The organism is Microbacterium sp. NPDC080220 (assembly GCF_040686395.1).
Lineage (GTDB): Bacteria > Actinomycetota > Actinomycetes > Actinomycetales > Microbacteriaceae > Microbacterium > Microbacterium gawkjiense.
The window spans coordinates 220,849-241,908 of record NZ_JBFBOP010000002.1 but is presented as its reverse complement, the minus strand read 5'-3'; the positions used below and the strand labels follow the sequence as shown (position 1 = coordinate 241,908).

Here is a 21,060-nt window from a genome sequence, read left to right as displayed (position 1 = left end):
TCGCTCGTCAGTCGGACGAACTGAGGATGATCGCCTCGGTGGGCGGCGCGGGGGACGCGGGCGAACCGATGTACCCCGTCAATTCGAGCAGCGCACGACGGAACACGGCCGGCCGCTCGAGGTGGGGGGTGTGCCCCACGCCGGGCAGGGCGAGCTCGGTCGCGATGCCCCCGGCATCCGTGTAGCGACGGAGCACCTCGCGGGTCTGTGACACCATCGGCTGGGCCGGGGCGACGTCGGCGCCGGGCCAGTCGGGGAGGATCCCGAGCGACCCGAGGTGGCCCGGGTCCGAGAAGGACGTGTCGGAGATGAGCGGGTCGAGCACGCCGCGGATCCAGAGGATCGACGGCTTCTCGGGCAGGTCGACGATGCCCGAGACGTCGAAGTTCTGCGGCGCGAGGGCGTTGAGCACACCGAACCGGCCGGGCGCGTAGCCGGGCCAGTGCGGGCTCGGGACGGATTCGCCGGGATAGTTGCCGGTCGCGGTGGAGGTGGAGAGCATGGCCTCGACCCAGAGGTCTTCGTGCTCGGTCTCGAAACCCTCGGCGACGAAGGAGGCCCGGAAGACGCTCCGCGGCGAGGTGGATGCCTCCGCGCCCGCCTCGCGCGCGGTCAAGCGGCGCACGAACTCGGGGTTCGCGGTCCCCGCGCCGCAGCCGGCGTCGTCGTCGGTCAGGCGCGACCCGTCGAGCCGCGTGCCGCCGAGGCCGAACGGCGAGACGGGGGACTCGAGCAGGATCGTGCGCACCGGGTGGTCGAGCGCGAACTGCAAGGCGACCGCTCCGCCGAGGTCCCATCCGACGAGGTGCGGCGCCTCGATGCCGAGCTCGGTGAGCGTGAGCGCCACGTCGTCGCTCAGGTCGCGGACCCCGCGGGAGGCGTCGACGGGCATGTGCTCGGTGCCGCCGAAACCGCGCAGATCGACGGCGACGACCCGGAACTCCGCGGGGAGGTCCTGCATGAGCTCCTGCCAGACGAGGGCGGAGGACAGGGCGCCGTGCAGCAGGACGACGGTGCGCTCGGGGGCGGCGTCGACCGTATCTCCGGCGCGCTCGAGGATGTTGACGCTCAGCCGGTCCGTGTCGATGATGCGGGACGTGATTCCGTCGAGGAGGGTCATGAGCCGATGATAAGCCGCGGGGGTGGATGACAGGATGGGGGCATGACGCACCACCTCCCTCCCGTCGCCATCCTCGGAGCCGGTTCGATGGGGGGTGCGATCGCGCAGGGGATCTCCCGCTCGGGCCGGGCCTCGTCCGTCGTGGTGACCAACCGCACGGCCGCGAAGGCCGCCGAGCTCGAGGGGCTCGACGCCGTCTCGAGTGCGGCGCTCGCGGAGGTGCCGTCGGCGAACACGGATGCCGCGGCGTCCGCCGACATCGTCCTCATCGGCGTCAAGCCGGCGATGGTCCCCGACCTGCTGCGCGAGATCGCCGGCGCCCTGCGCCCCGGGACGATCGTCGTCAGCCTGGCGGCGGGCGTCACGATCGAGACGTTCGAGTCGATCGTCGGGCCCGAGATCCCCGTCATCCGCTCGATGCCGAACACGCCGGCCGTGGTCGGCAAGGCCGTCACCGGTCTCGCCGCCGGGTCGACCGCGACCGCGGAGCACGTCGCGCTCGTCCGTGCGCTGTTCGAGACCTGCGGCGTCGTCATCGAGGTGCCCGAGGCGCAGATCGACGCGCTCTCGACCATCTCGGGATCCGGCCCCGCCTACGTGTTCCTGCTCGTTGAGGCGCTCACAGAGGCCGCCCGCGGCAAGGGCTTCGAGGAGGCCGACGCCCGCCTCATGGCCGAGCAGACCTTCATCGGTGCGACGGCTCTGCTCGCCGCCACTGGCGACGACCCCGCTGAGCTCCGCCGCCGGGTGACCAGCCCCAAGGGCACGACCGAGCGCGCGATCGGCGTTCTCCAGACAGCGAACCTCGACGGGCTGTTCTCGCAGGCGACGGATGCCGCACTGGCCCGCGCCCGCGAGCTCGCGACCGGCGTCTGAGGCATCCGCTCAGGCGTCGCCGAGCGTCAGGTCCTCGGCGGTCGTCCGTTCGGTGAGCCGGGCGGTGTGGTCGGCGCGTCCGATGAGCCTCCGGAACGCGAACAGGAGCGCCGCGCCGGCGGCCGCCGACAGGGCTGCGGCGGCGTACGGTGCGCCGACGCCGAGGACGGCCAGGGCGGTGCCGACGGGGGCGCCGATCGCGCCGCCGAAGAACCGGAAGCCGGAGTAGGCGGAACTGGCGACGGCGCGGGGGAGCGCGGTCGCCTCCATCGCGGCCTCGGTGAGGATCGTGTTCACAGCACCGATCTCGATGCCGAGCAGCACGACGCAGACCACGAGCAGCGGCCGGGATCCGGCGCTCAGCGCCGCCAGCACGTGCGTCACGGCGAACGCGACGAGGAACCAGAGCAGCACGGTCACGACCGAGAAGCGCCGGGTCAGCCGCGGAGCGATGAGGACGCCCGCGATGGCGAGGCCGACGCCGAAGCCCATCATGACGAGGCCGATGCCGACCGCCGGCAGTTCCAGGGCGTAGGGCGTGTACGACAGCGTCACGAAGAAGCCGGCGTTGTAGAGGAAAGCCACGACGCTGATCGCGAGCAGTCCGCGATCGGCGAAGGCACGGAAGGGGGCGCTGACCCGGCTGCGCTCCGCCGCGTGACCCGGGTCGCGGACGAGGGTGAGGAGGGCGGCGACCCCCACGGCGAACAGCGACGCCGTTCCCCAGAAGGGCGCGGACCACCCGATCTCGCCCAGCAGGCCGCCCAGCAGCGGGCCGACCGCCAGTCCGATTCCGAGCGCCGCCTCGTAGAAGATCACGGCGTGCTCGCTGCGCCCGCCCGAGGCGGACACGATCGAGGCGAGCGCTGTCGAGAGGAACAGGGCGTTCCCCAGCCCCCAGACGGCGCGGAAGCCGATGAGGGCGCCGATGCTGGGGGACAGTGCGCAGCCGATCGCGGCGAGGGCGATGACGGCGAGGCCGAGGATCATGACCGCGCGGGTGCCGATGCGGGTGGACAGCCAGCTCGTGAAGAACATCGCCGAGGCCGTCACCGTCAGGTAGCTCGTGAACAGCAGCGAGGTCTGCACGGGGGTCGCCTGCAGCGCGGCGGCGACCGTCGGGAGGATCGGACCGACGAGGCCGATCCCCATGAACGCGACCATCGCGGCGAAGGCAATGGCCCAGACGGCGGGCGGCTGCGAGAGCAGCCGCGGTCCGCGTGTCGACGCGGCGGGGACGGTGGGGCGGGTTCCGGTGTCGAGCGCGGTCATTCCTCCGATTATACACAGATGCTTCACCAGTGAAATAAATGGTTCGCCTCGCTACAGTGGAGCGGTGACCGAGCGCGCCGACTTCATCGCCCGCATCCGTGCCGCGTGGGCGGAGCAGATGCCGGCGATCGACACGTCGCCGATCGACGTGTGGGGCAGGCTCAACCGCGCCTCCGCGTTGGCGACCGCGCAGATCGAGCGGCTGCTGGCCGACAGCGGCGTCTCGCGATCGGAGTTCGACGTCCTCTGCGCGCTGGCCCGCACCGGTCGGCCCCTGCGTGCCAGCGAGGTCACCGCCGAGACGATGCTCAGCGGTGCGGCCACCACGAAGCTCACGAGCAGGCTCGAATCCGCCGGGCTCCTGCGCCGGGAGCGGTCGACGCGCGACGGTCGGGCGGTCGAGCTCTCGTTGACAGATGCCGGTCGTGCCGTCGTCGAGCGGGAGATGCCGCGCGCGCTCGCGCACGACGCCCGCCTGCTCGACGGGCTCAGCGAGGCCGAGCAGCAGACGCTCGCCGACCTGCTCGCCCGGCTGCTGGCGAACGCGCAGCGCGAGGCCTGAGGTCGGGCGGCGGCCGGGCGCTGCGACCTCAGGCGGAGGCGCGGAAGCTCAGACGTGGCGGGTCGAACAGCAGCGCGTCGGCGCCGCGCCCTCGGCGATGCGAGTCGATCCGGTGGATGAGCGACGAACCCACGGTGAGCGCGATGAATCCGGAGATCATTTTGTCGATGAGCGAGGAGATCAGGTTCGCGGACAGCACCGCGGTCCAGAGGGCATCGCCGAGGTGGAGCAACTGCTCCGTGAACGTGACGGTCGCGACATGTGCGGAGTAGCCGCCGTAGACGGCGAGGGTGATCGGTGTCGCCACCAGGGTGCTGGCCAGCGCGACCATCACCGTCAGGACGAAGAACCGCAGGGGCGTCCGTCCGAGGCCCCACGAGCGCGTGCCGTACCCCCACAGCAGCGCACCGACGATCCCGACGGCGGTGAACGGCAATCCGATGGGGCTCGAATGGTAGGCCGCGCCGGTCAGCTGGGTCGCGATCGCGACCAGCACCCCGTACCAGGGACCGAGGACGATCGATGCGACCGCAGTGCCCACCATGTCGAGGAACAGCGGGAGAGACGACCACAGCACGAGCTGGCCCCCGACGACGTTCGCGAGGGTGCAGAGGGCGATGATGATCGCCATCACCCCGACGCGCGAGGCCAGCGTGCGCGGCGGGCGCGGATCGAGCGTCCGTGGCTCGTCGGCGTCGCGCCGCGTCGCGGTGTGACTGCGCGATGGTGTGGGATCGTGCGGCGGCGGCTCCGGGGTCTCCGGGGCGGCAGCGGGCGGGGCCGGTGCCTCGGCGGCCTGCTCCGGTCGGTGTCGGAGGGCGTTCGCGACCGCGGCGTGGCGACGCCAGTGGGCGGCGTCGTGCTCCGCTCCACCGAGGGCGAGGATCACGTCGGCGACGAGGGCGGGGTCGACTCTCGTACGGTCGGGCCGGAAGAGGTCGTAGACGGTCGAACGAGCGACCGTGACGCTGCGGGCGCCACCGACGCGGCTCGCGCGCAGCCGTGTGACCCGTGCGGCTATCTCGGCGTACGACGGCCCGCCGGCGGCGAATCGCATCGACCGCAGCGCCTCATGGAGCCGCGCGTCGTGCGGCGGGGTCGCCCGCTCGGCGTCATCGGATGATGCCATCGATGTGTCCTGGTGTCGCCTGAGCGGGCTCAGCGGTCGAGCGAGGCGAAGCGTTCGATGTCGGAGTTCGTCCCCGACACGATGATGAGGTCGTGGTTGGTCACGACGGTCGTCGCTTCGGCGTAGCGGAACGGCTTGCCGGGGCTCTTCACGCCGACGACCGTCACGTTGTACTTCGAGCGGACGCCCGACTCGTTGAGGCCGACGCCCCGAATGAACCGCGGCGGGTACATCTTGGCGAGGACGAAGTCGTCGTCGAAACGGATGAAGTCGAGCATGCGCCCGCTGACGAGGTGCGCGACGCGCTCGCCGGCTTCGCGCTCGGGGTAGATGACGTGGTTGGCGCCGACGCGGGCGAGGATCTTGCCGTGCGACTGCGAGACCGCCTTCGCCCAGATCTGCGGAACCTTCAGGTCGACCAGGTTGGCCGTGATGAGGACGGATGCCTCGATCAAGGATCCCACGGCCACGACGGCGACCTGGAAGTCCTGCGCACCGATCTGCTTCAGCGCCTCGATGTTGCGCGCATCGGCCTGGACGGCGTGCGTGACGCGCTCGGACCATTTCTGCACGAGGTCGAGGTTGTCGTCGATCGCGAGGACGTCGCGGTCGAGGCGGTCGAGTTCGCCCGCGCACGCGGCGCCGAAGCGACCGAGTCCGATGACGAGGACGGGCGAATCGCTGCGCAACTGCTCAACCAACGATGGGCCTTTCCACGGGCAGCGCGTAGTGCTGCGTTCGGCTGGTCGCGGCCACCGCCGCGGCGAGTGTCACTGTACCAACGCGGCCCATGAACATCGTCAGCGCCATGACGAAGACGGCGGGGTCGGGGAGCTCCTGCGTCAGCCCGGTCGACAGCCCCACGGTGGCGAAGCCCGACACGACGTCGAAGAGGACCTCGTCGAGGGGCGCCTTCGTCAGGTGCGCGATCGTGATGGTCGACAGCGCCACGATCGTCGCGCCCCACGCGACGACCGAGAGGGCGACGCGCTGGACGTCGCTCGGGATGCGGCGCCCGAACGCCGAGACGCTCGGCCGGCCCTTCGCCTCGGACCACACCGCGAGGGCGAGGACGGCGAGGGTTGTGACCTTGATGCCGCCCGCCGTCGAGGCGGATCCGCCGCCGACGAACATGAGCATCGACCCGACGACGATCGAGGATTCGTGCAGCTCGCCGATGTCGATGATCGAGAAGCCGCCCGAACGGGTCATCGCGGACAGGAACAGGGCCTGGAACGTCGTGTCCCAGGCATCCATCGTCCCGAAAGTCTTGGGGTTGCCGTACTCCAGGATCACGAACGCGATCGCGCCCGCGAAGAACAGGACGACCGTCGTGATGAGCGTCAGCTTGACGTGGATCGACCATCGACGGACGTGCCAGTGATGCTTCCAGAGGGCGTAGATGACCGGGAAGCCGATCGAGCCGAGGAAGACGCCCGTCATGAGGACGCTGAGCAGCAGGTAGTTCTGCGCGAACGGCGCCAGGCCCTCGGAGTTGGGCGCGAAGCCCGTGTTCGTGAACGCCATGGCCGCGTAGTACGGGGCCTCCCACAGTGCGGTCAGCGGGTCGATGCCGCTGGCGAGCAGCATGGGGTACAGCAGGACGGCGAGGGCGGCCTCGATGACGAGGGTCGACAGGGCGACGGTCGCCAGCAGCTGACCCACCTCGCCGAGCCGGACGGCCTGGCCCTCGTTGACCGGTCCGCCGTGGGCGCGCATCGGGTTGCTGTCGCCGGCGGCGAGCAGCTTGGCGCGGAGCCCCAGACGCTTGGAGATCACGAGGCCGAGGATCGAGGCGAGGGTCAGGACGCCGAGGGCGCCGACGTTGACGCCGATGAAGACCACCACATGACCGAGGGGCGACCAGTGCGTGGCCATGTCGACGGTCGCGAGGCCCGTGACGCAGATCGTGGAGACCGCCGTGAACAGGGCGTCGGGGAGGGGCGTCACCTGCCCGTCCGAGGCCATCACCGGCAGCGAGAAGATCGCCGTGAAGAGGAGGATGAGGGCCGAGAAGATGAGCACGGCGAAGCGCGAGGGCGACGCGGTCGCGAGATCGCGCATCGCGGAGAACGCGCGGCGATGCCACGACGGTCCGCGCCGGGGGGCGCGCTCATCGACGGCAAGGCCCGTCATTCGCGCCCCTTCCTCGTTCGGATCGTTGTCATGGTACTCCTGCGCGCGGGCGGGCTAACCTAATGCCATGGCGGACATCTTCGACGTGATCGCCGACGGGACCCGTCGGGACATCCTCCAGCTGCTCCGTGAACGAGGGGCGTCGGGGGAGAAGGGGACGAGCGTCTCGCAGATCGTCTCCGCCCTCGGGGTCAGCCAGCCGACGGTCTCGAAGCACCTGAAGGTACTGCGGGAGGCATCCCTCGTCTCCGTGCGCGAAGAGGGCCAGCACCGCTACTACAGCCTGTCGCCCGCGCCGCTGGACGCCGTGGATGACTGGCTGTTCCCGTTCTTCGCGGTCGACGAGGACGACGCGCCGGCGGCGCACGCCCTGCCGGACGGCGCAGCGCATGCCGCCGAGGTCGTGGGTCGCGCGGCCGCCTCGGCGAAGCATGCCGTGACGAGCGTGTTCAACAAACTGCCGGGCCGCTGACCAGCCTTCCGCCCCACGAGTCACACAGGTTTACACGCGTCTCACCCACCCCCTAATGTGGAGGGATTCACGGGGGCTGATAACCACAAAGGGGACACGATGTCGGACATCTCGGATGTGCGCTTTCTCACGGTCGCGGAGGTCGCCGACCTCATGCGCGTCTCGAAGATGACCGTCTATCGCCTCGTCCACTCGGGGGAACTCCCCGCCGTGCGCTTCGGTCGAAGCTACCGGGTGCCCGAAACCGCGGTCACAGCCGCTCTGCAACGTCCCATCGCCGACGTCGGCTAGACTGATCCGAGGCATTTTTCCGTCTTGCCGTTCCCGGACGCCGACACCGCGCGTCCAGACCCCGACTTAGTGAGGTTTACCGTGGGTTCAGTCATCAAGAAGCGCCGCAAGCGCATGGCGAAGAAGAAGCACCGCAAGCTGCTTCGCAAGACTCGCCACCAGCGCCGCAACAAGAAGTAAGCGGCATCGCACACAAGCGCCCCCGTCCGGTCCGCCGGACGTCGGGGCGCTTCGTGTTGCGTCCGCGGCGTGGATGAGCGGGGGAGAATGGATGCCGTGACCGCACTCACCCTCATCTCCAAACCCGACTGCCACCTCTGCGACGTCGCCCGCGAGATCGTCGACGCCGTCGTCGCCGAGCTCCCCGAGGGGCGGGTCGACGTCGAGGAGCTGTCGATCACCGAGGACCCGGCCCTCTACGCGACATGGTGGGAGAAGATCCCCGTGGTCCTCATCGACGGCGACCTGCACGCGCACTGGCGCGTCTCCGCCGACCGGCTGCGCGCCGCGCTCGTCGAGAAGGCCTCCACATGATCCGCCACGTCGTGATCTGGAAGATGGCGGCCGCCGACGCGGACACCCGTGCCGAGCACGCCGCCGAGGTGGTGCGCCTGCTGCGGGGTCTCGAGACCGCCGTGCCCGTCATCCGCTCCCTCAGCGTGGGGACCAACGTCGCCGTCCCCGAGGCCAACGCCGACGTCTCGCTCGTGATGGACGTCGACGACCTCGACGCGCTCGAGGCGTACCAGACGCATCCCGCGCATCAGGAGGTCGCCGCGTACATCCGCAGCGTCGCCGGCGGACGCATGGCCGTCGACTTCGAGGTCTGAGAGCCTCAGCCGCGGGGCCGGGCGGGCACCGGGACCGGCGCCACGGCGATGCGGACCCGTTCGCCGTACTCGAGTCGGTCGTCGGCGGGATGCTGCAGCCGCACCAGCGCGCCGTCGTCGGTGCGGACCAGGGTGCGGCGGATGCTGCCGAGGAACGTGCTCTCCTCGACGACAGCGCCGATGCCCTCGCCCGCGCCCACCAGGCGCACGTTCTCGGGACGGATGAGCGCCTCGACGGGGCCATCGGGAGCGTCACCGAGGATCGGGACGGACGTGCCCCACACCTCGACCGCTCGGGCCGCGGCGGTCCCCGGGACGACGCTGGAGAGCCCGACGAATCCGGCGACCTCGGGGGTGGCGGGTCGGAGGTACAGGTCCTCGGGGGTGCCGATCTGCGCGATGCGCCCCGCTGCCATGACGGCGATGCGGTCCGAGACCGCGAGCGCTTCCTCCTGGTCGTGCGTGACGAACACGGTCGTGATCCCGAGGCGCAGCTGGATGCGGCGGATCTCGTCGCGGAGCTGGACCCGCACCTTCGCGTCGAGCGCCGAGAGCGGCTCGTCGAGGAGGAGCACCCGCGGCTCGGTCACCAGTGCGCGAGCGAGGGCGACGCGCTGCTGCTGTCCGCCGGAGAGCTGGTGCGGGAAGCGGACGGCGAGGTGGTCGAGGCCGACCAGCTCGAGCGCCTCGCCCGATCGGCGGCGCGCGGTGGCGGTGTCGACGCGCCGCCGGCGCAGCCCGAAGGCGACGTTGTCGACGACGCGCAGGTGCGGGAAGAGCGAGTACGCCTGGAACACCATCCCGATGTCGCGCTTGTTCGTCGGTGTCCGCGAGACGTCCGTTCCGCCGAAGGCGACGATCCCGCCGGTCGCGTCCTCCAGGCCGGCGATGACACGCAGGGCGGTGGTCTTGCCGCATCCGGACGGCCCCAGCAACGACACGAACTCGCCGGGAGCGACGTCCAGGTCGACGCCGTGCAGCACGCGGGTCGGGCCGTAGTCCTTCACGATGCCGCGCAGCTCGACCCGCGTCCCCTCGCTCGCGCCGGCGAGCAGGGTGTTGTCGGCGGTGAGGGGGAGGATCCGGGCGGTGGGGGTGGATTCGAGGGTCACGGGGTCTTCCTTCCGGTGCCGACGCGTCCCGCGCGGCCGATGACGAGGAGCAGGACGAAGGCGAACGCGAGGGCCAGCAGCGTGAAGATCGCGGAGGCCCAGGCATCCTGCTTGTTGATGACGACGAGCCCGGTCTGCAGCACCTGCCGGTTCAGCAGCGAGGCGATCGTGAACTCGCCGAGGACGACCGCGACGGAGATGAGGGATGCCGCGAGCAGCCCCTGGCGCAGGTTCGGCGCGACCACGCGCACCAGCACGGTGCCCCACCCCGCGCCGAGGGTGCGGGCGGCCTCGGTCAGCGTCGCGAGGTCGACGGCGTCGATCGCGGCCTGGATCGAGCGGTAGGCGAACGGCAGGACGAGCACCCCGTAGGCGAAGGCGAGGGTCCAGGCGCCCGTCCCGAAGGTGCGGCCGATCTGCAGGTAGATGGGGGCCAGGCCCACCACGAGGACGATCGCGGGGATCGTGATGGGAAGCAGGGCGAGGAACTCGAAAGCGCGGCGCAGGCGCGGGAACCGCAGGTTCACCAGCACCATCGTCGGCGCGAACACCAGAAGGACGATCGCCACCGTCACGGCCGCGAGGATGAGCGAGTTGACGAGGCCCGTCCACACCGGCCGGTACTTCGCCGAGAGCGCCGGGTCGAACAGGGCCGCCCAGCGGTCGAGGGTGAGCGAGCCGTCGGCGGCGGTCAGGGTGAACAGGGCCGTCGCGACGAACGGGACGGCGAAGACCGCCCCGACGAGGAGTCCGATCGCCCAGCGCGTCGCCGCCGACGGGGCGAGGGTCGCGCGGCTCACGACTGCCACCGGGCGGCGCGGCGCTGGATGAGGGTGTACGCGACCATGACGACGGCGACCACGACGATCATCCCCAGGGCGAGCGCACCGGCGAGGTTCTCGCGTCCGAGCACGGTCTCGCTCGTGAGGGCGGTACGGATCTGCAGCGGAACGATCTGCGACCCCTGGCTGGCGAGGGCGGCCGCCGTCGCGTACGACGAGAACGCGTTCGCGAACAGCAGCAGGAAGCTGGCGAGGAAGGACGGGGCGAGGACCGGCATCCCGATCTGCGGCCAGAAGCCGCGCCGGGTGCCGCCGAGGGTGAGGTGCGCCTCGAGCCACTGCGGTTTGAGCGCCGACAGCGCCGGCATGAAGGTGATGACCATGAGGGGCACCTGGAAGATGATGTAGGCCGGGATGAGCCCCGGCAGCGCGTAGATCCACGCCCCGCCGGCGAAGATCTGCAGCCCGAAGAGGTCGCTGAGCAGGCGGGTCACGACGCCCTGCGTCCCGATGGTCGCGATCAGGACGAAGGCGAGCATCACGCCGCCGAACTGCGCGAGGACCCCGGATGCCGCATCCACCGTCGTCCGCACGATCCCGGTCTCGGGGAGCCCCAGCATCGCGAGGCAGACGAGGGCGCCGACCACCGCGCCGATCAGGGCGGTCAGGAGGGACACCCAGGTCGAGTTCGCGAAGGTGGCGAGGACGACCGGATCGACGAGCGCCGCGAGGTTGTCCCCCGTGAGGGCTCCCGACCCGTCGACGAACCCGGTCGCGAGGGCGAGGACGGTGGGCAGGACGAGGAAGGCCGCCAGGTAGACGGCGAACGGCATGAGGCCGACCCACGACCAGTCGATGCGGCGCCGCCCGCGAGGGGCCGGAGCGTGCTGCTCCGCCCCCTCGGGGGCGCCGTGCGGGACGCCCGTCGCCGGGATCCCCGCCGGTGCCGTGGTGGTCACTGGACCGCGGCGGCCCAGTTCGCGCCCAGCAGCTCGCCCGCGGCGGTCGACTGCGCCTCGGTCGGCACGACGGTCTCGGCCGGGGCTTCGGGGAGCGCGGCGGCCAGGTCGGCGTCGATCGTGCCGGCATCCGTCATAGCCTCCATGCGGACCGGACGCGCCCCGCCCTTCAGCCACAGGTTCTGCACCTCGTCGCTGTAGAGGAACTCCTGCCAGAGCCGAGCGGCGGCCGGGTTCGGGGCGTCGACGTTGATGGCCTGGTTGTAGTACCCGGCGTAGCCGACACCGTCGAAGACCACCGTCTCCCAGGTGGGGACGTCGGCCTTGTGCGCGGCGTTGAGGTAGTCCCAGTCGAAGACGACGGGGGTCTCGCCGCTCGCGACCGTCGCGCTCGTGACGTCGAGCTTGAGCATGTTGCCGGCCTTGTTCAGTTCGCTGAAGAAGTCGATGCCGGGCTGGAAGTCGTCGAGCGTCCCGCCCGACTGCACGGCGGCCAGGCCCACGGCGGCGAAGGCCGCGCCCGCCTGCGTGGGGTCGCCGTTGATGGCGACCGAGCCGCGGAACCCGTCGCCGAGCAGGTCGTCGAGGTCGGCGGGCGCGTCGAAGGTCGCCGAGTCGTAGCCGACCGACATGTACCCGCCGTAGTCGCCCACGAACAGACCCGTCGGCTCCTTGAGCGCGTCGGGGATCTCGTCCCACGTCTGCACCTTGTAGGGAGCGAAGCGGTCGGTGTTCTGCAGGGCGACCGTGAGGCCGAGGTCGAAGACGTCGGGGGCGGTGTCGAGGCCCTCGTTCGTCTCGGCGGCGGTGATCTCCTCGGCACTCGAGATGTCGGGCGACTGCTCGTTGATCGTGATCTCGGGGTAGCGCTCGGCGAAGAGGTCGAGGATCTCGCCGTAGTTCGCCCAGTCGCGGGGGAGCGCGATGACGTTCAGGTTGCCCTCGGCCTTGGCCGCGGCCTCCAGGTCGGCGAACGAGCCGAAGTCGGCGACGCTCGTCGCGGTGGCGGCCACCGACGTCTCGCCGGCGGCGTTCTCGGCGTCGGGGTTGCCGGCGCAGGCCGCCAGCGACAGCGCGGCGATGGTGGTGAGGCCGACGGCGACGGACGCGCGGCGCGGGAAGGGACGGGACATGCGGTTCCTCTCGGGTGGTCCTGCGCGCGCTGATGAGCGCGGCGCACGGGGGGACGAGGGGAAGTTACGACCGCCGGATGGATGGCGGGCCCACGGCGGGTGAACGGGCGGTGACGCCCGAGCAACGGATGCCCGCTCAGCGCTCCGCGTCGGACTCACGGACGGTCTGGATCGCGTTCGTGAAGGTGGACGCGCGGCGCTCGGCCTCGACGCTGCCGGTGAAGAGGCCGTCGTGGGGGCGTGCCGCGGGGTCGTCGGCCGGTGCCGCACCGGCGGCATCCGTCATCCGCACCCGCTGCACGGGGACGGCGTCGGGCAGGGTGCGCTGCACCCAGGTGACCATCGCCTCGCGGACCAGGCAGCGCAGGTCGAAGAGCGTCGGAGCGTCCTGCGCCGTCACGAGGATGCGGACGCGCACGTAGCCGGCGACCGCGTCGGTCACCTGCAGTACGGCCGTGCGCCCGTCCCAGAGCTCGGTCGCCGCCACGACCTCGTGCAGGTGCTCCCGCATCCGGTCGGGGGACACGTTCCAGTCGAGGTCCATCTCGACGGCGCCGAGGAGCTCCGAGCCCCTCCGGGTCCAGTTCTCGAACGGGGTCGTCGTGAAGTAGGTGCACGGCAGGACGAGGCGGCGGTCGTCCCACAGATCGAGCACGACGTAGCTGAGGGTGATCTCGCCCACGCGCCCCCACTCGCCGTCGGCGACGACGACGTCGTCGACACGCAGCGCATCGCTGAAGACGATCTGCAGCCCCGCGAAGACGTTCGCGAGGACGGACTGTGCGGCGAGGCCCGCGACGATCGACGCGATCCCCGCCGACGCGAGCACACTCGCCCCGATCGCCCGGACCGCGTCGAAGGTCAGAAGGACCGCCCCGATGCCCATGATGACGATGATCGCGATGGCGAGGCGTCGCACGACGAGGGTCTGGGTGCGGATGCGGCGGGCCACCCGGTTGTCGGGCACATCGATGCGGTAGCGGCCGAGCGCGACGTCGGTGGCGACCACGACGAGCGAGGCCAGCAGCCACGCGCTCGCCGCGATGATGAGGATCGTGAGGAGCTGATCCAGGATGCCGCGCCACGTGTCATCGGGGAACGCCGCACGCACGGCGGCCCAGAGGGCGACGACGAGCAGCAGCATCCGGAACGGTGCCCGGGACTGCCGGCTCAGGACCCCCGCCCACCGGCGACGGCGCGCGACGATCGCCAGCACGATCGTCGCGACGACGGCGACGACGATCCCGACCGCGATCCCGACGAGGGTCGCGATCGCGAAGTTCATCCAACCATCCCACATGCAGCTGATCCTTCCATCGGGGAATCAGCCACGATACGACGAGCGCCCGGCCGAAGCCGAGCGCTTGCCGAACGTGCGGGTCTCGCCTTACGGCGCCAGACGGGTGGGTCCGCGGAAGAGGTAGGTGACCTCGCGGATCGAGTCCTGCCCGAGCAGCAGCATGAGGACACGGGCCAGGCCCATGCCGAAGCCGCCGTGGGGCGGGGCGCCGAAGCGGAAGAAGTCGAGGTAGAAGTCGAGGTGCTCGGGGTCGAGACCCTTCTCCTTCGCCTGCTCGATGAGGACGTCGACGCGGTGCTCGCGCTGCGCGCCGGTCGTGATCTCGACGCCGTTGAAGAGCAGGTCGTACGACTTCGTCAGCCCGGTCTCGTCGTCGCGCATGTGGTAGAACGCGCGGATCTCGGGGTGGTAGTCGGTGATGAACACGAACTGGTGACCGTAGGTCTCCTGCACGTGCGCGGCGATCTGACGCTCGCCCTCGGGGTCGAGGTCGCCGTCGGTGCGGGGGATCTCGTAGCCGCGGGCGGCGACGATCTCGCGCGCCTCGGCGAGCGGGATGCGGGGGAACGGCAGCTCGGGGACGACCACGTCGATGTCGAAGAGCGCCTTGATCTCGTCGCCGTGCTTCTCGGCGACGGCGCGGATCGCGGTCTGCAGGAGCTCCTCCTGCATGCGGGCGACGTCCTCGTGCGAGTCGATCCAGCTGATCTCGGCGTCGATCGAGGTGAACTCGGTCGCGTGGCGCGAGGTGAAGGAGGGGTCGGCGCGGAACGCGGGGGCGATCTCGAAGATCTTGCCGAAGCCGGCGACCTGGGCCATCTGCTTGAAGAACTGCGGGCTCTGCGCGAGGTAGGCCGTCTTCTCCTCGAAGTAGGGAACCTCGAACAGCTCGGCGTTGGACTCCGAGGGCGACGCCATGAGCTTGGGGGAGTGGACCTCGATGTAGTCGCGCTCGATCCAGTACGAGCGCATCGCGTGCTCGAGGGTCGTCTGCACCCGGAACACCAGGTTGTTGCGGCGCTGGCGCAGGTCGATGAAGCGCCAGTCCATGCGCTTGTCGAGACCCGAGTCGGCCGCGATCGGCGTCTCGGGGAGGGCGGCGGCCGCGATCTCGAGTCCGCTGATCTTGATCTCGACACCGCCGAGCTTGACCCGCTCGTCGTGCTTGAGCTCGCCCGCCGCGGTCAGGAAGGTGCCGGTCGACAGGTTCGAGATCAGGTCGGTGAGCGCCAGGGCCGTGGCATCCTGCTCCGTGCCGTCCTCGGCCGGACGGGTCGCGGGGTTCACGAGCTGCACCGCGCCGGTCTCGTCGCGGAGGATGACGAACTGCACCTTCTTCTGATCACGGACGGTCTCGACCCATCCGGAGACCGAGACGGGACCGTCTTCACGGGACTGCAGCTGCTGGACGAGGGTGCGTTCACTCACGAGGGACGAGTCTACGCGGCACCCAGCCGGCGCCCATGCCCGCCCGCCTAGGCTGGAGCACCACAGGGGGCCCGGCCGGGCATCCGATCACCGAGCGCGAGAGAGCACCCGATGACCGACATGTTCCACGCCGCGTCCGGCTCCGGCTCCGGCGGCGGCTCCTGGCTCTCCGCGCTGGCCGACTGGCTCGTGACGCTGATGGAGACGATCGGTCCGATCGGCGCGGCGATCGCGGTCGGTCTCGAGAGCCTGTTCCCGCCGATCCCGAGCGAAGCGGTGCTGCCGGTCGCCGGTCTCGCCGCGTCGCGCGGCTCGTTCACCCTCGCCGAGGCGATCGGCTGGACCACGTTCGGGTCGGTCGCCGGCGCCTACCTCCTGTATGGGCTCGGCCGCGTGCTCGGCGCCGAGCGCCTCACGCGCGTCGCCGAGAAGATGCCGCTCATGAAGGGCGAGGACGTCACGAAGACGGTCGCCTGGTTCGACCGTCACGGGCCCGCGGCCGTGTTCTTCGGCCGGATGGTGCCCCTCTTCCGCAGCCTCATCTCGATCCCGGCGGGCGTCTCGAAGATGCCCTGGTGGAAGTTCGGCCTCCTCACCGCGGCGGGCAGCCTGATCTGGAACTCGATCTTCGTGCTCGCAGGCTTCTTCCTCGGCGAGAACTGGCACATCGTCGAGCAGTACGCGGGGGTGTTCCAGAACATCGTCATCGTCATCGTCGTCCTGCTGGTGGCGTGGTTCCTGTTCGTCCGCATCCGCGCCGCCGTGCGCGACCGGCGCTCAGGCCCTGCATAGGAGGGCCGCACGTAGACTGGAGAGGTGCCCGCCGCCCGCCTCCATCCCGCCGCCCGCCTCCATCTCGTGCGCCACGGGGAGGTCCATAACCCCGAGCGCGTGCTGTACGGACGCCTGCCGGGTTTCCATCTGAGCGACGACGGCCGCGACATGGCACGCTTCGCCGCCGAGCACCTCAAGGCGCAGGGGCGACCGGTCACGTCGCTCGTGTCCTCGCCCCTCGAACGGACACGCGAGTCCGCGGCGCCGATCGCGGAGCTGTTCGGCCTCACGCCCGTCATCGACGCCCGCGTCCTCGAGCCGACGAACGTCTTCGAGGGCAAGCGGATGCAGCGTGCCCTGCGCAACCCGCTCAACTGGTGGCACCTGCGCACCCCCGCCCTCCCCAGCTGGGGCGAGGCCTACCTCGACGTGGTCGAGCGCATGCAGGCCGCGATGCGCGACGCGTGGAACCGGACCCCGTCGGGCGACGCCGTCATCGTCTCGCACCAGCTGCCGATCTGGATCACGCACCTCTCGGTCGCGGGCCTGCCGCTGCGGCACGACCCGCGCCGACGCCGGTGCGACCTGTCGAGCATCACGAGCTTCGAGCTCGCGGGCGACGTGTGGCGCGAGGTCGACTACGTCGAGCCCGCCCCGACCGCCGGCGCCGTGGACGTGGGGGCCGTATGAGGCGCCGCATCCTCGCCGCCGTCGCGGCGATCGCGCTCACCACCGGCCTGGCCGCCTGCTCGGGGCAGAACGACGACCTCGCGAACCTCTACCGCGAAGGCAACACGCAGGGTTTCATCTCCAGCGACGGGCGGGTCGAGACGATCCCCGCCGACAAGCGCGGCGAGGCGCTCTCGTTCTCGGGGACCGCCGTCGACGGGTCGACGATCTCGAGCGACGACTTCGCGGGCGACGTCGTCGTGCTGAACTTCTGGTACGCCGCCTGCGGCCCCTGCCGCGTCGAGGCGCCCGTCCTCGAGGAGACGTTCCAGGACACGAAGGCCGACGGCGCCCAGTTCCTCGGCGTCAACATCTACGACGGCCCCGAGCAGGCCACCTCGTTCGACGAGACCTACGGCATCACCTACCCGTCGATCCTCGCCCGCGGCGACGTCGACCTGAAGCTCGCGTTCGCCGAGTGGACCTCGCTGCAGGCGGCGCCGACGACCCTCGTCGTCGACCGCGAGGGGCGGGTGGCCGCGCGCGTGTTCGGCGAGCTGCCGGATGCCACGACCCTCCGCGACCTCGTCGAGGACACCCTGGCGGAGACGCCGTGAACCCCGGCGCGGTCGTCGCTGACGGGGCGCTCTGGATCGCGATCCTGATCGCCGCGCTCGCCGGTCTGGTCTCGTTCCTCTCGCCCTGCGTCCTCCCGCTCGTCCCCGGCTATCTCGGCTTCCTCGGCGGCGCGATGACCCCGAAGGAGGGACGACGGATGCCGGTGGCCCGGGCCGCGGCATCCGGCACCGGCGTCGCCACGGCGACCGCGGCACCCGCCCGCCCCGCCATCGGACGTGGCCGACTCGTCGTCGGCGTGCTGCTGTTCATCGCCGGGTTCACCGTCGTGTTCCTGTCGATGGGAGTGTTCGCGGGAAGCCTCGGACGCCTCTTCCTGCAGTACGAAGAGGTCATCACGCGGGTGCTCGGCGCCGTGGTGATCGTCATGGGCCTGATCTTCGTCGGGGTGCTCGGGCTCGCCCAGCGCACCTACCGTCCGCCGCTCACGCAGAACCTCGGACTCGTCGGGGCGCCGTTGCTCGGGGTCGCGATGGGCGTCGGCTGGGCGCCGTGCATCGGGCCGACCCTCGCGACGATCCTGAGCATGGCCTACAGCCAGGCCGATCCGACGCGCGCGGGTCTGCTCGCCGTCGCCTACTCGCTGGGCCTCGGCATCCCCTTCGTCCTGCTCGCCCTCGGTGCGTCGTGGGCGACGCGGTCGGTCGCGTTCATCCGCCGCCACATCCGCGTCGTCAACATCATCGGCGGTGCGATGCTCGTCCTCCTCGGCCTCCTCATGGTGACGGGGATCTGGACGACCCTGATGGCCTCGTTCCAGGGGGTGGTGGCCGGTGTCCCGACGTTCCTCTGACCCGCGCGCCGACGTCGTCGACGGCCCGCTCCGACCGGGCGACCACCTCGACCGCACCGAGGACCGCCTCGACCCCGCCGTGCGCGGGCGCGAGGAGTCCGACGGCATCACCCAGCCCGCGCTGGGTTTCGTCGGGTGGCTCCGGTGGGGCTGGCGTCAACTGACGAGCATGCGGACGGCCCTCGTCCTCCTGCTGCTGCTCGCGATCGCCGCAATCCCCGGATCGCTCGTGCCCCAGCGCAGCGCCGACCCGAACGGCGTCACGCAGTGGCGCGCCACGAACCCCGATCTGTACCCGACGTTCGACGCGCTGCAGCTGTTCGACGTGTACATTTCGGTGTGGTTCTCGGCGATCTACATCCTGCTGTTCATCTCGCTGATCGGATGCGTCCTCCCGCGCACGAAGCACCACTGGAAGGCGCTGCGGGCCCGCCCGCCGCGGACCCCCGTGCGGCTCTCGCGGCTCGCCGACCACAGCGAGACGACGGTCGCGGTGCCCGAGGGAAAGGATGCCGCGGGGCACGCCGCGCACGCCGTCGACCTCGCCGAGGCGCAGCTGCGCTCGGCCCGCTACCGCGTCGAGCGCTACGACCGGAACGGCGTCGCCTCGGTCTCGGCCGAGCGCGGCTACCTGCGCGAGACGGGCAACCTGATCTTCCACGGCGCCCTCGTCGGCGTGCTCCTGTCCGTCGGCATCGGCGGCGGCTTCACCTACATGGGGCAGACCGTGATCACCGAGGGCGACGGCTTTGTCAACTCGCTCGGCCTCGGCTACACGTCGTTCAACCCCGGCCGGTTCGTCGACACCGAGGCGCTGACGCCGTACTCGATCACCCTCGATCGGTTCGACGTGACCTACGCGCCCGGCTCGGGGCAGGCGGGCGACTTCGCCGCCCACGTCACGACCCGCTTCCCGGGTCAGGACCCCGAAGACCAGGTGATCGAGGTGAACCACCCGATCACGATGGCTGGCGACCGGGTCTACCTCATGGGCAACGGCTACGCGCCGACGATCACGGTGCGCAACGGCGCCGGCGACGTCGTGTTCAGCGAGTCGGTCCCGTTCCTGCCGCAGAGCGCGACGATGACCTCGCAGGGCGTCGTGAAGATCCCCGACACGGGCGGCGAGCAGCTCGGCATGGTCGGCTTCTTCTACCCGACGGTCGCCGAGCTCGACACCGGTGCGCTGACGTCGGCGTACGGCGACCTCCTCGACCCGCGGCTGACCTTCTTCGTGTACGAGGGTGACCTCGGCATCGACGACGGCACGCCGCGCTCGGTGTACGCGCTCGACACCGACGGCATGACCGAGATCGCGGGCCGCAACGCCGACGCCCCCTCGCTCGAGCTCTCACCCGGGCAGACGATCGACCTGCCCGGCGGCCGCGGCACGGTGACCTTCGAGGATGAGCGCAGCGCCGGCGCACCCGAGTCGGTCAAGCGGTACGTCTCGCTGTCGATCCACAACGACTCGAGCGCCACGTGGGTGCTCGTGTTCGCGATCCTCGCCATGCTCGGGCTGTTCACGGCGCTGTTCGTGCCGCGCCGCCGGATGTGGGTGAAGGCGACCCCGGTCGGCGACGACGAGGTGCGCATCGAGTACGCGGGCTTGGCCCGCGGCGAGGACCCGGCCATCGCCGTCGCGGTCGCCGACCTCGCCCGCCGCCACGGCACCGCGTTGGGTGAGCAACCGGCATCCGCCCCGGTCAGCCCGGCGAACGTAGACTGAAACCACCCATCTCCTCTGGAGGACCCCATGTCGTTCGATGACATCTCCGTCCTGCTGTTGTGGACCGCGATCGCGATCTACACGCTCGGCTTCCTCGCCTTCACCGTCGACCTCGCGCGCCGGTCCGAGCTCGCGATCGCCGCCCAGGACGCCAAGGCCAAGACGCAGGCGCGCACGCTCGTCGCCGCCGGCGGCGGGCAGACGATCGACGAGATCCGCGCGGAGGAGGCCGCCGCGAAGATCGCGCTCGAGGCCGCGCCGTCGCAGCGCGGACGCTACCTGTTCGCGCGACTGGGTGTCGTGCTCACCACGATCGCGTGGCTGTTCCACCTCGGCGCCGACGTGACGCGCGGCATCGCGGCGGGCCGGGTGCCGTGGTCGAACAACTACGAGTTCGCCCTTACCGGCACGCTCCTCGTCGTCGCCGTCTTCCTCACGGTGCTCGTCAGGTACGACCTGCGCTTCCTCGGCGCGTTCATCAACGGCCTCATCGTCGTCCTCCTCGGCGGCGCCGCCCTCGCGTACTACGTCGAGGTCGTGCCGCTGTCCGACCCGCTCAAGAGCGTCTGGCTCGTCATCCACGTCTTCGTCGCGTCGCTGGCGTCGGCGTTCTTCGCGATCGCGTTCGCGCTCTCGGTCGTGCAGTTGCTGCAGTCGCGCCGCGAGCGCCTCGCGCTGGCCGCGGTGGGGTCGGATGCCGCGCCCCGCACCCGCCTGTCGTTCCTGCGCACCCTGCCGAGCGCCGACGTCCTCGAATCCCTCGCCTACCGCTTCGCGATCATCGGGTTCGTGCTCTGGACCTTCACCCTCATCGCCGGCGCCATCTGGGCCAATGACGCGTGGGGCCGCTACTGGGGCTTCGACACGAAGGAGGTCTGGACCTTCGTGATCTGGGTCGTCTACGCCGGGTACATCCACGCCCGCGCGACGCGCGGCTGGCGCGGCACCCGGTCGGCGTGGCTGTCGATCGTGGGCTTCACGTCGGTGCTGTTCAACTTCACGATCGTGAACCAGTTCTTCAAGGGCTTGCACTCCTACAGCGGCCTGTCCAGCTGAG

Annotated in this window: 24 protein-coding genes; 13 read left to right on the top strand and 11 right to left on the bottom strand. The window is 70.8% G+C overall.

Annotation, left to right across the window (positions count from 1 at the left end; all coding sequences use genetic code 11):
* Positions 1 to 7: 7 nt before the first annotated feature.
* Entirely contained in the window at positions 8 to 1,120 is a 1,113-nt protein-coding gene (locus tag AB0P29_RS04725) for an alpha/beta hydrolase (protein ID WP_363378883.1), read from the bottom strand.
* 42 nt (positions 1,121 to 1,162) lie between these two features.
* Between AB0P29_RS04725 and proC the strand changes: the two genes are divergently transcribed.
* A complete protein-coding gene (gene proC / locus AB0P29_RS04720; RefSeq protein ID WP_311285352.1) occupies positions 1,163 to 1,996 on the top strand; it encodes a pyrroline-5-carboxylate reductase in 834 nt (277 codons plus the stop codon).
* Between the two features lie 9 nt (positions 1,997 to 2,005).
* On the opposite strand, the gene AB0P29_RS04715 is transcribed toward proC, so the two are convergent.
* Positions 2,006 to 3,268 carry an MFS transporter gene (locus tag AB0P29_RS04715; protein ID WP_363378881.1) on the bottom strand — a complete coding sequence of 421 codons (1,263 nt, stop codon included), beginning with the start codon at positions 3,266 to 3,268 and terminating at the stop codon, positions 2,006 to 2,008.
* 64 nt (positions 3,269 to 3,332) lie between these two features.
* On the opposite strand from AB0P29_RS04715, the gene AB0P29_RS04710 reads away from it, so the two are divergent.
* Positions 3,333 to 3,830, top strand: a complete 498-nt coding sequence (locus AB0P29_RS04710; protein ID WP_311285354.1) for a MarR family transcriptional regulator — start codon at positions 3,333 to 3,335, stop codon at positions 3,828 to 3,830.
* A gap of 28 nt (positions 3,831 to 3,858) precedes the next feature.
* Here AB0P29_RS04710 and AB0P29_RS04705 read toward each other — a convergent pair whose 3' ends face one another.
* From AB0P29_RS04705 to AB0P29_RS04695, 3 genes are read right to left on the bottom strand one after another with little or no spacing between them, the layout of a single operon-like run.
* A complete protein-coding gene (locus AB0P29_RS04705) occupies positions 3,859 to 4,959 on the bottom strand; it encodes a hypothetical protein (RefSeq protein WP_363378878.1) in 1,101 nt (366 codons plus the stop codon).
* Positions 4,960 to 4,988: 29 nt separating this feature from the next.
* Positions 4,989 to 5,660: a TrkA family potassium uptake protein gene (locus tag AB0P29_RS04700; RefSeq protein WP_217530617.1), complete on the bottom strand. Its 672-nt coding sequence runs from the start codon at positions 5,658 to 5,660 to the stop codon at positions 4,989 to 4,991.
* On the bottom strand, positions 5,653 to 7,095 hold the full coding sequence (locus tag AB0P29_RS04695; RefSeq protein WP_363378876.1) for a potassium transporter TrkG: 1,443 nt from the start codon (positions 7,093 to 7,095) through the stop codon (positions 5,653 to 5,655). Before AB0P29_RS04695 ends, AB0P29_RS04700 begins: the two co-directional genes overlap by 8 nt.
* A gap of 67 nt (positions 7,096 to 7,162) precedes the next feature.
* On the opposite strand from AB0P29_RS04695, the gene AB0P29_RS04690 reads away from it, so the two are divergent.
* From AB0P29_RS04690 to AB0P29_RS04670, 5 genes are all read left to right on the top strand, one after another.
* Complete coding sequence (locus AB0P29_RS04690) at positions 7,163 to 7,567, top strand: metalloregulator ArsR/SmtB family transcription factor (RefSeq protein ID WP_064003902.1); 405 nt, start codon at positions 7,163 to 7,165, stop codon at positions 7,565 to 7,567.
* 99 nt (positions 7,568 to 7,666) lie between these two features.
* The gene (locus AB0P29_RS04685) at positions 7,667 to 7,858 is read left to right on the top strand and encodes a helix-turn-helix domain-containing protein (RefSeq protein ID WP_018186843.1); all 192 of its coding nucleotides are present in this window, start codon (positions 7,667 to 7,669) and stop codon (positions 7,856 to 7,858) included.
* 81 nt (positions 7,859 to 7,939) lie between these two features.
* A complete protein-coding gene (locus AB0P29_RS04680; RefSeq protein ID WP_003792170.1) occupies positions 7,940 to 8,038 on the top strand; it encodes an AURKAIP1/COX24 domain-containing protein in 99 nt (32 codons plus the stop codon).
* Positions 8,039 to 8,134: 96 nt separating this feature from the next.
* Positions 8,135 to 8,392 (top strand): glutaredoxin family protein, encoded by a 258-nt coding sequence (locus AB0P29_RS04675; protein WP_363378874.1) that lies wholly within the window; start codon positions 8,135 to 8,137, stop codon positions 8,390 to 8,392.
* Positions 8,389 to 8,688, top strand: a complete 300-nt coding sequence (locus AB0P29_RS04670) for a Dabb family protein (RefSeq protein WP_311285358.1) — start codon at positions 8,389 to 8,391, stop codon at positions 8,686 to 8,688. The genes AB0P29_RS04675 and AB0P29_RS04670 overlap by 4 nt, the downstream gene beginning before the upstream one ends.
* Before the next feature lie 5 nt (positions 8,689 to 8,693).
* On the opposite strand, the gene AB0P29_RS04665 is transcribed toward AB0P29_RS04670, so the two are convergent.
* The 6 genes from AB0P29_RS04665 to aspS form a co-directional block, all read right to left on the bottom strand.
* Complete coding sequence (locus AB0P29_RS04665) at positions 8,694 to 9,800, bottom strand: ABC transporter ATP-binding protein (protein WP_363378871.1); 1,107 nt, start codon at positions 9,798 to 9,800, stop codon at positions 8,694 to 8,696.
* A complete protein-coding gene (locus tag AB0P29_RS04660) occupies positions 9,797 to 10,600 on the bottom strand; it encodes an ABC transporter permease subunit (RefSeq protein ID WP_253035503.1) in 804 nt (267 codons plus the stop codon). Before AB0P29_RS04660 ends, AB0P29_RS04665 begins: the two co-directional genes overlap by 4 nt.
* Entirely contained in the window at positions 10,597 to 11,415 is an 819-nt protein-coding gene (locus AB0P29_RS04655) for an ABC transporter permease (RefSeq protein ID WP_363379053.1), read from the bottom strand. Before AB0P29_RS04655 ends, AB0P29_RS04660 begins: the two co-directional genes overlap by 4 nt.
* Positions 11,416 to 11,537: 122 nt before the next feature.
* A complete protein-coding gene (locus AB0P29_RS04650; RefSeq protein ID WP_363378869.1) occupies positions 11,538 to 12,674 on the bottom strand; it encodes an ABC transporter substrate-binding protein in 1,137 nt (378 codons plus the stop codon).
* Positions 12,675 to 12,810: 136 nt separating this feature from the next.
* Positions 12,811 to 13,959: a mechanosensitive ion channel family protein gene (locus AB0P29_RS04645; protein ID WP_363378867.1), complete on the bottom strand. Its 1,149-nt coding sequence runs from the start codon at positions 13,957 to 13,959 to the stop codon at positions 12,811 to 12,813.
* A gap of 102 nt (positions 13,960 to 14,061) precedes the next feature.
* Positions 14,062 to 15,402, bottom strand: a complete 1,341-nt coding sequence (gene aspS / locus AB0P29_RS04640) for an aspartate--tRNA(Asn) ligase (RefSeq protein WP_363378865.1) — start codon at positions 15,400 to 15,402, stop codon at positions 14,062 to 14,064.
* Positions 15,403 to 15,513: 111 nt separating this feature from the next.
* Here aspS and AB0P29_RS04635 point away from each other — a divergent pair, with 111 nt between their 5' ends.
* Genes AB0P29_RS04635 through ccsB form a run of 6 tightly spaced genes read left to right on the top strand, consistent with a single transcriptional unit; the run spans position 15,514 to position 21,059 of the window.
* On the top strand, positions 15,514 to 16,194 hold the full coding sequence (locus AB0P29_RS04635; protein WP_363378863.1) for a DedA family protein: 681 nt from the start codon (positions 15,514 to 15,516) through the stop codon (positions 16,192 to 16,194).
* A 24-nt stretch (positions 16,195 to 16,218) separates the two neighbouring features.
* On the top strand, positions 16,219 to 16,866 hold the full coding sequence (locus AB0P29_RS04630) for a histidine phosphatase family protein (protein ID WP_363378861.1): 648 nt from the start codon (positions 16,219 to 16,221) through the stop codon (positions 16,864 to 16,866).
* On the top strand, positions 16,863 to 17,462 hold the full coding sequence (locus tag AB0P29_RS04625; protein WP_253035509.1) for a TlpA disulfide reductase family protein: 600 nt from the start codon (positions 16,863 to 16,865) through the stop codon (positions 17,460 to 17,462). Before AB0P29_RS04630 ends, AB0P29_RS04625 begins: the two co-directional genes overlap by 4 nt.
* Positions 17,459 to 18,274, top strand: coding sequence for a cytochrome c biogenesis protein CcdA (locus AB0P29_RS04620; RefSeq protein WP_253035510.1), 816 nt, complete (start codon positions 17,459 to 17,461; stop codon positions 18,272 to 18,274). Before AB0P29_RS04625 ends, AB0P29_RS04620 begins: the two co-directional genes overlap by 4 nt.
* Positions 18,255 to 20,003, top strand: a complete 1,749-nt coding sequence (locus AB0P29_RS04615) for a cytochrome c biogenesis protein ResB (RefSeq protein WP_363378859.1) — start codon at positions 18,255 to 18,257, stop codon at positions 20,001 to 20,003. Before AB0P29_RS04620 ends, AB0P29_RS04615 begins: the two co-directional genes overlap by 20 nt.
* A 27-nt stretch (positions 20,004 to 20,030) precedes the next feature.
* Complete coding sequence (ccsB, locus tag AB0P29_RS04610) at positions 20,031 to 21,059, top strand: c-type cytochrome biogenesis protein CcsB (protein ID WP_363378857.1); 1,029 nt, start codon at positions 20,031 to 20,033, stop codon at positions 21,057 to 21,059.
* Position 21,060 lies beyond the last annotated feature (1 nt).

Bases quoted from the DNA above. Each gene is read 5' to 3' on its own strand.
- AB0P29_RS04650 (WP_363378869.1), bottom strand. From the start codon at position 12,674: ATGTCCCGTCCCTTCCCGCGCCGCGCGTCCGTCGCCGTCGGCCTCACC.
- AB0P29_RS04690 (WP_064003902.1), top strand. From the start codon at position 7,163: ATGGCGGACATCTTCGACGTGATCGCCGACGGGACCCGTCGGGACATC.
- AB0P29_RS04670 (WP_311285358.1), top strand. From the start codon at position 8,389: ATGATCCGCCACGTCGTGATCTGGAAGATGGCGGCCGCCGACGCGGAC.
- AB0P29_RS04625 (WP_253035509.1), top strand. From the start codon at position 16,863: ATGAGGCGCCGCATCCTCGCCGCCGTCGCGGCGATCGCGCTCACCACC.
- ccsB (WP_363378857.1), top strand. From the start codon at position 20,031: ATGTCGTTCGATGACATCTCCGTCCTGCTGTTGTGGACCGCGATCGCG.
- AB0P29_RS04655 (WP_363379053.1), bottom strand. From the start codon at position 11,415: ATGCCGTTCGCCGTCTACCTGGCGGCCTTCCTCGTCCTGCCCACCGTC.
- AB0P29_RS04635 (WP_363378863.1), top strand. From the start codon at position 15,514: ATGACCGACATGTTCCACGCCGCGTCCGGCTCCGGCTCCGGCGGCGGC.
- AB0P29_RS04715 (WP_363378881.1), bottom strand. From the start codon at position 3,268: ATGACCGCGCTCGACACCGGAACCCGCCCCACCGTCCCCGCCGCGTCG.
- AB0P29_RS04685 (WP_018186843.1), top strand. From the start codon at position 7,667: ATGTCGGACATCTCGGATGTGCGCTTTCTCACGGTCGCGGAGGTCGCC.
- proC (WP_311285352.1), top strand. From the start codon at position 1,163: ATGACGCACCACCTCCCTCCCGTCGCCATCCTCGGAGCCGGTTCGATG.
- AB0P29_RS04645 (WP_363378867.1), bottom strand. From the start codon at position 13,959: ATGAACTTCGCGATCGCGACCCTCGTCGGGATCGCGGTCGGGATCGTC.
- AB0P29_RS04725 (WP_363378883.1), bottom strand. From the start codon at position 1,120: ATGACCCTCCTCGACGGAATCACGTCCCGCATCATCGACACGGACCGG.
- AB0P29_RS04705 (WP_363378878.1), bottom strand. From the start codon at position 4,959: ATGGCATCATCCGATGACGCCGAGCGGGCGACCCCGCCGCACGACGCG.
- AB0P29_RS04695 (WP_363378876.1), bottom strand. From the start codon at position 7,095: ATGACGGGCCTTGCCGTCGATGAGCGCGCCCCCCGGCGCGGACCGTCG.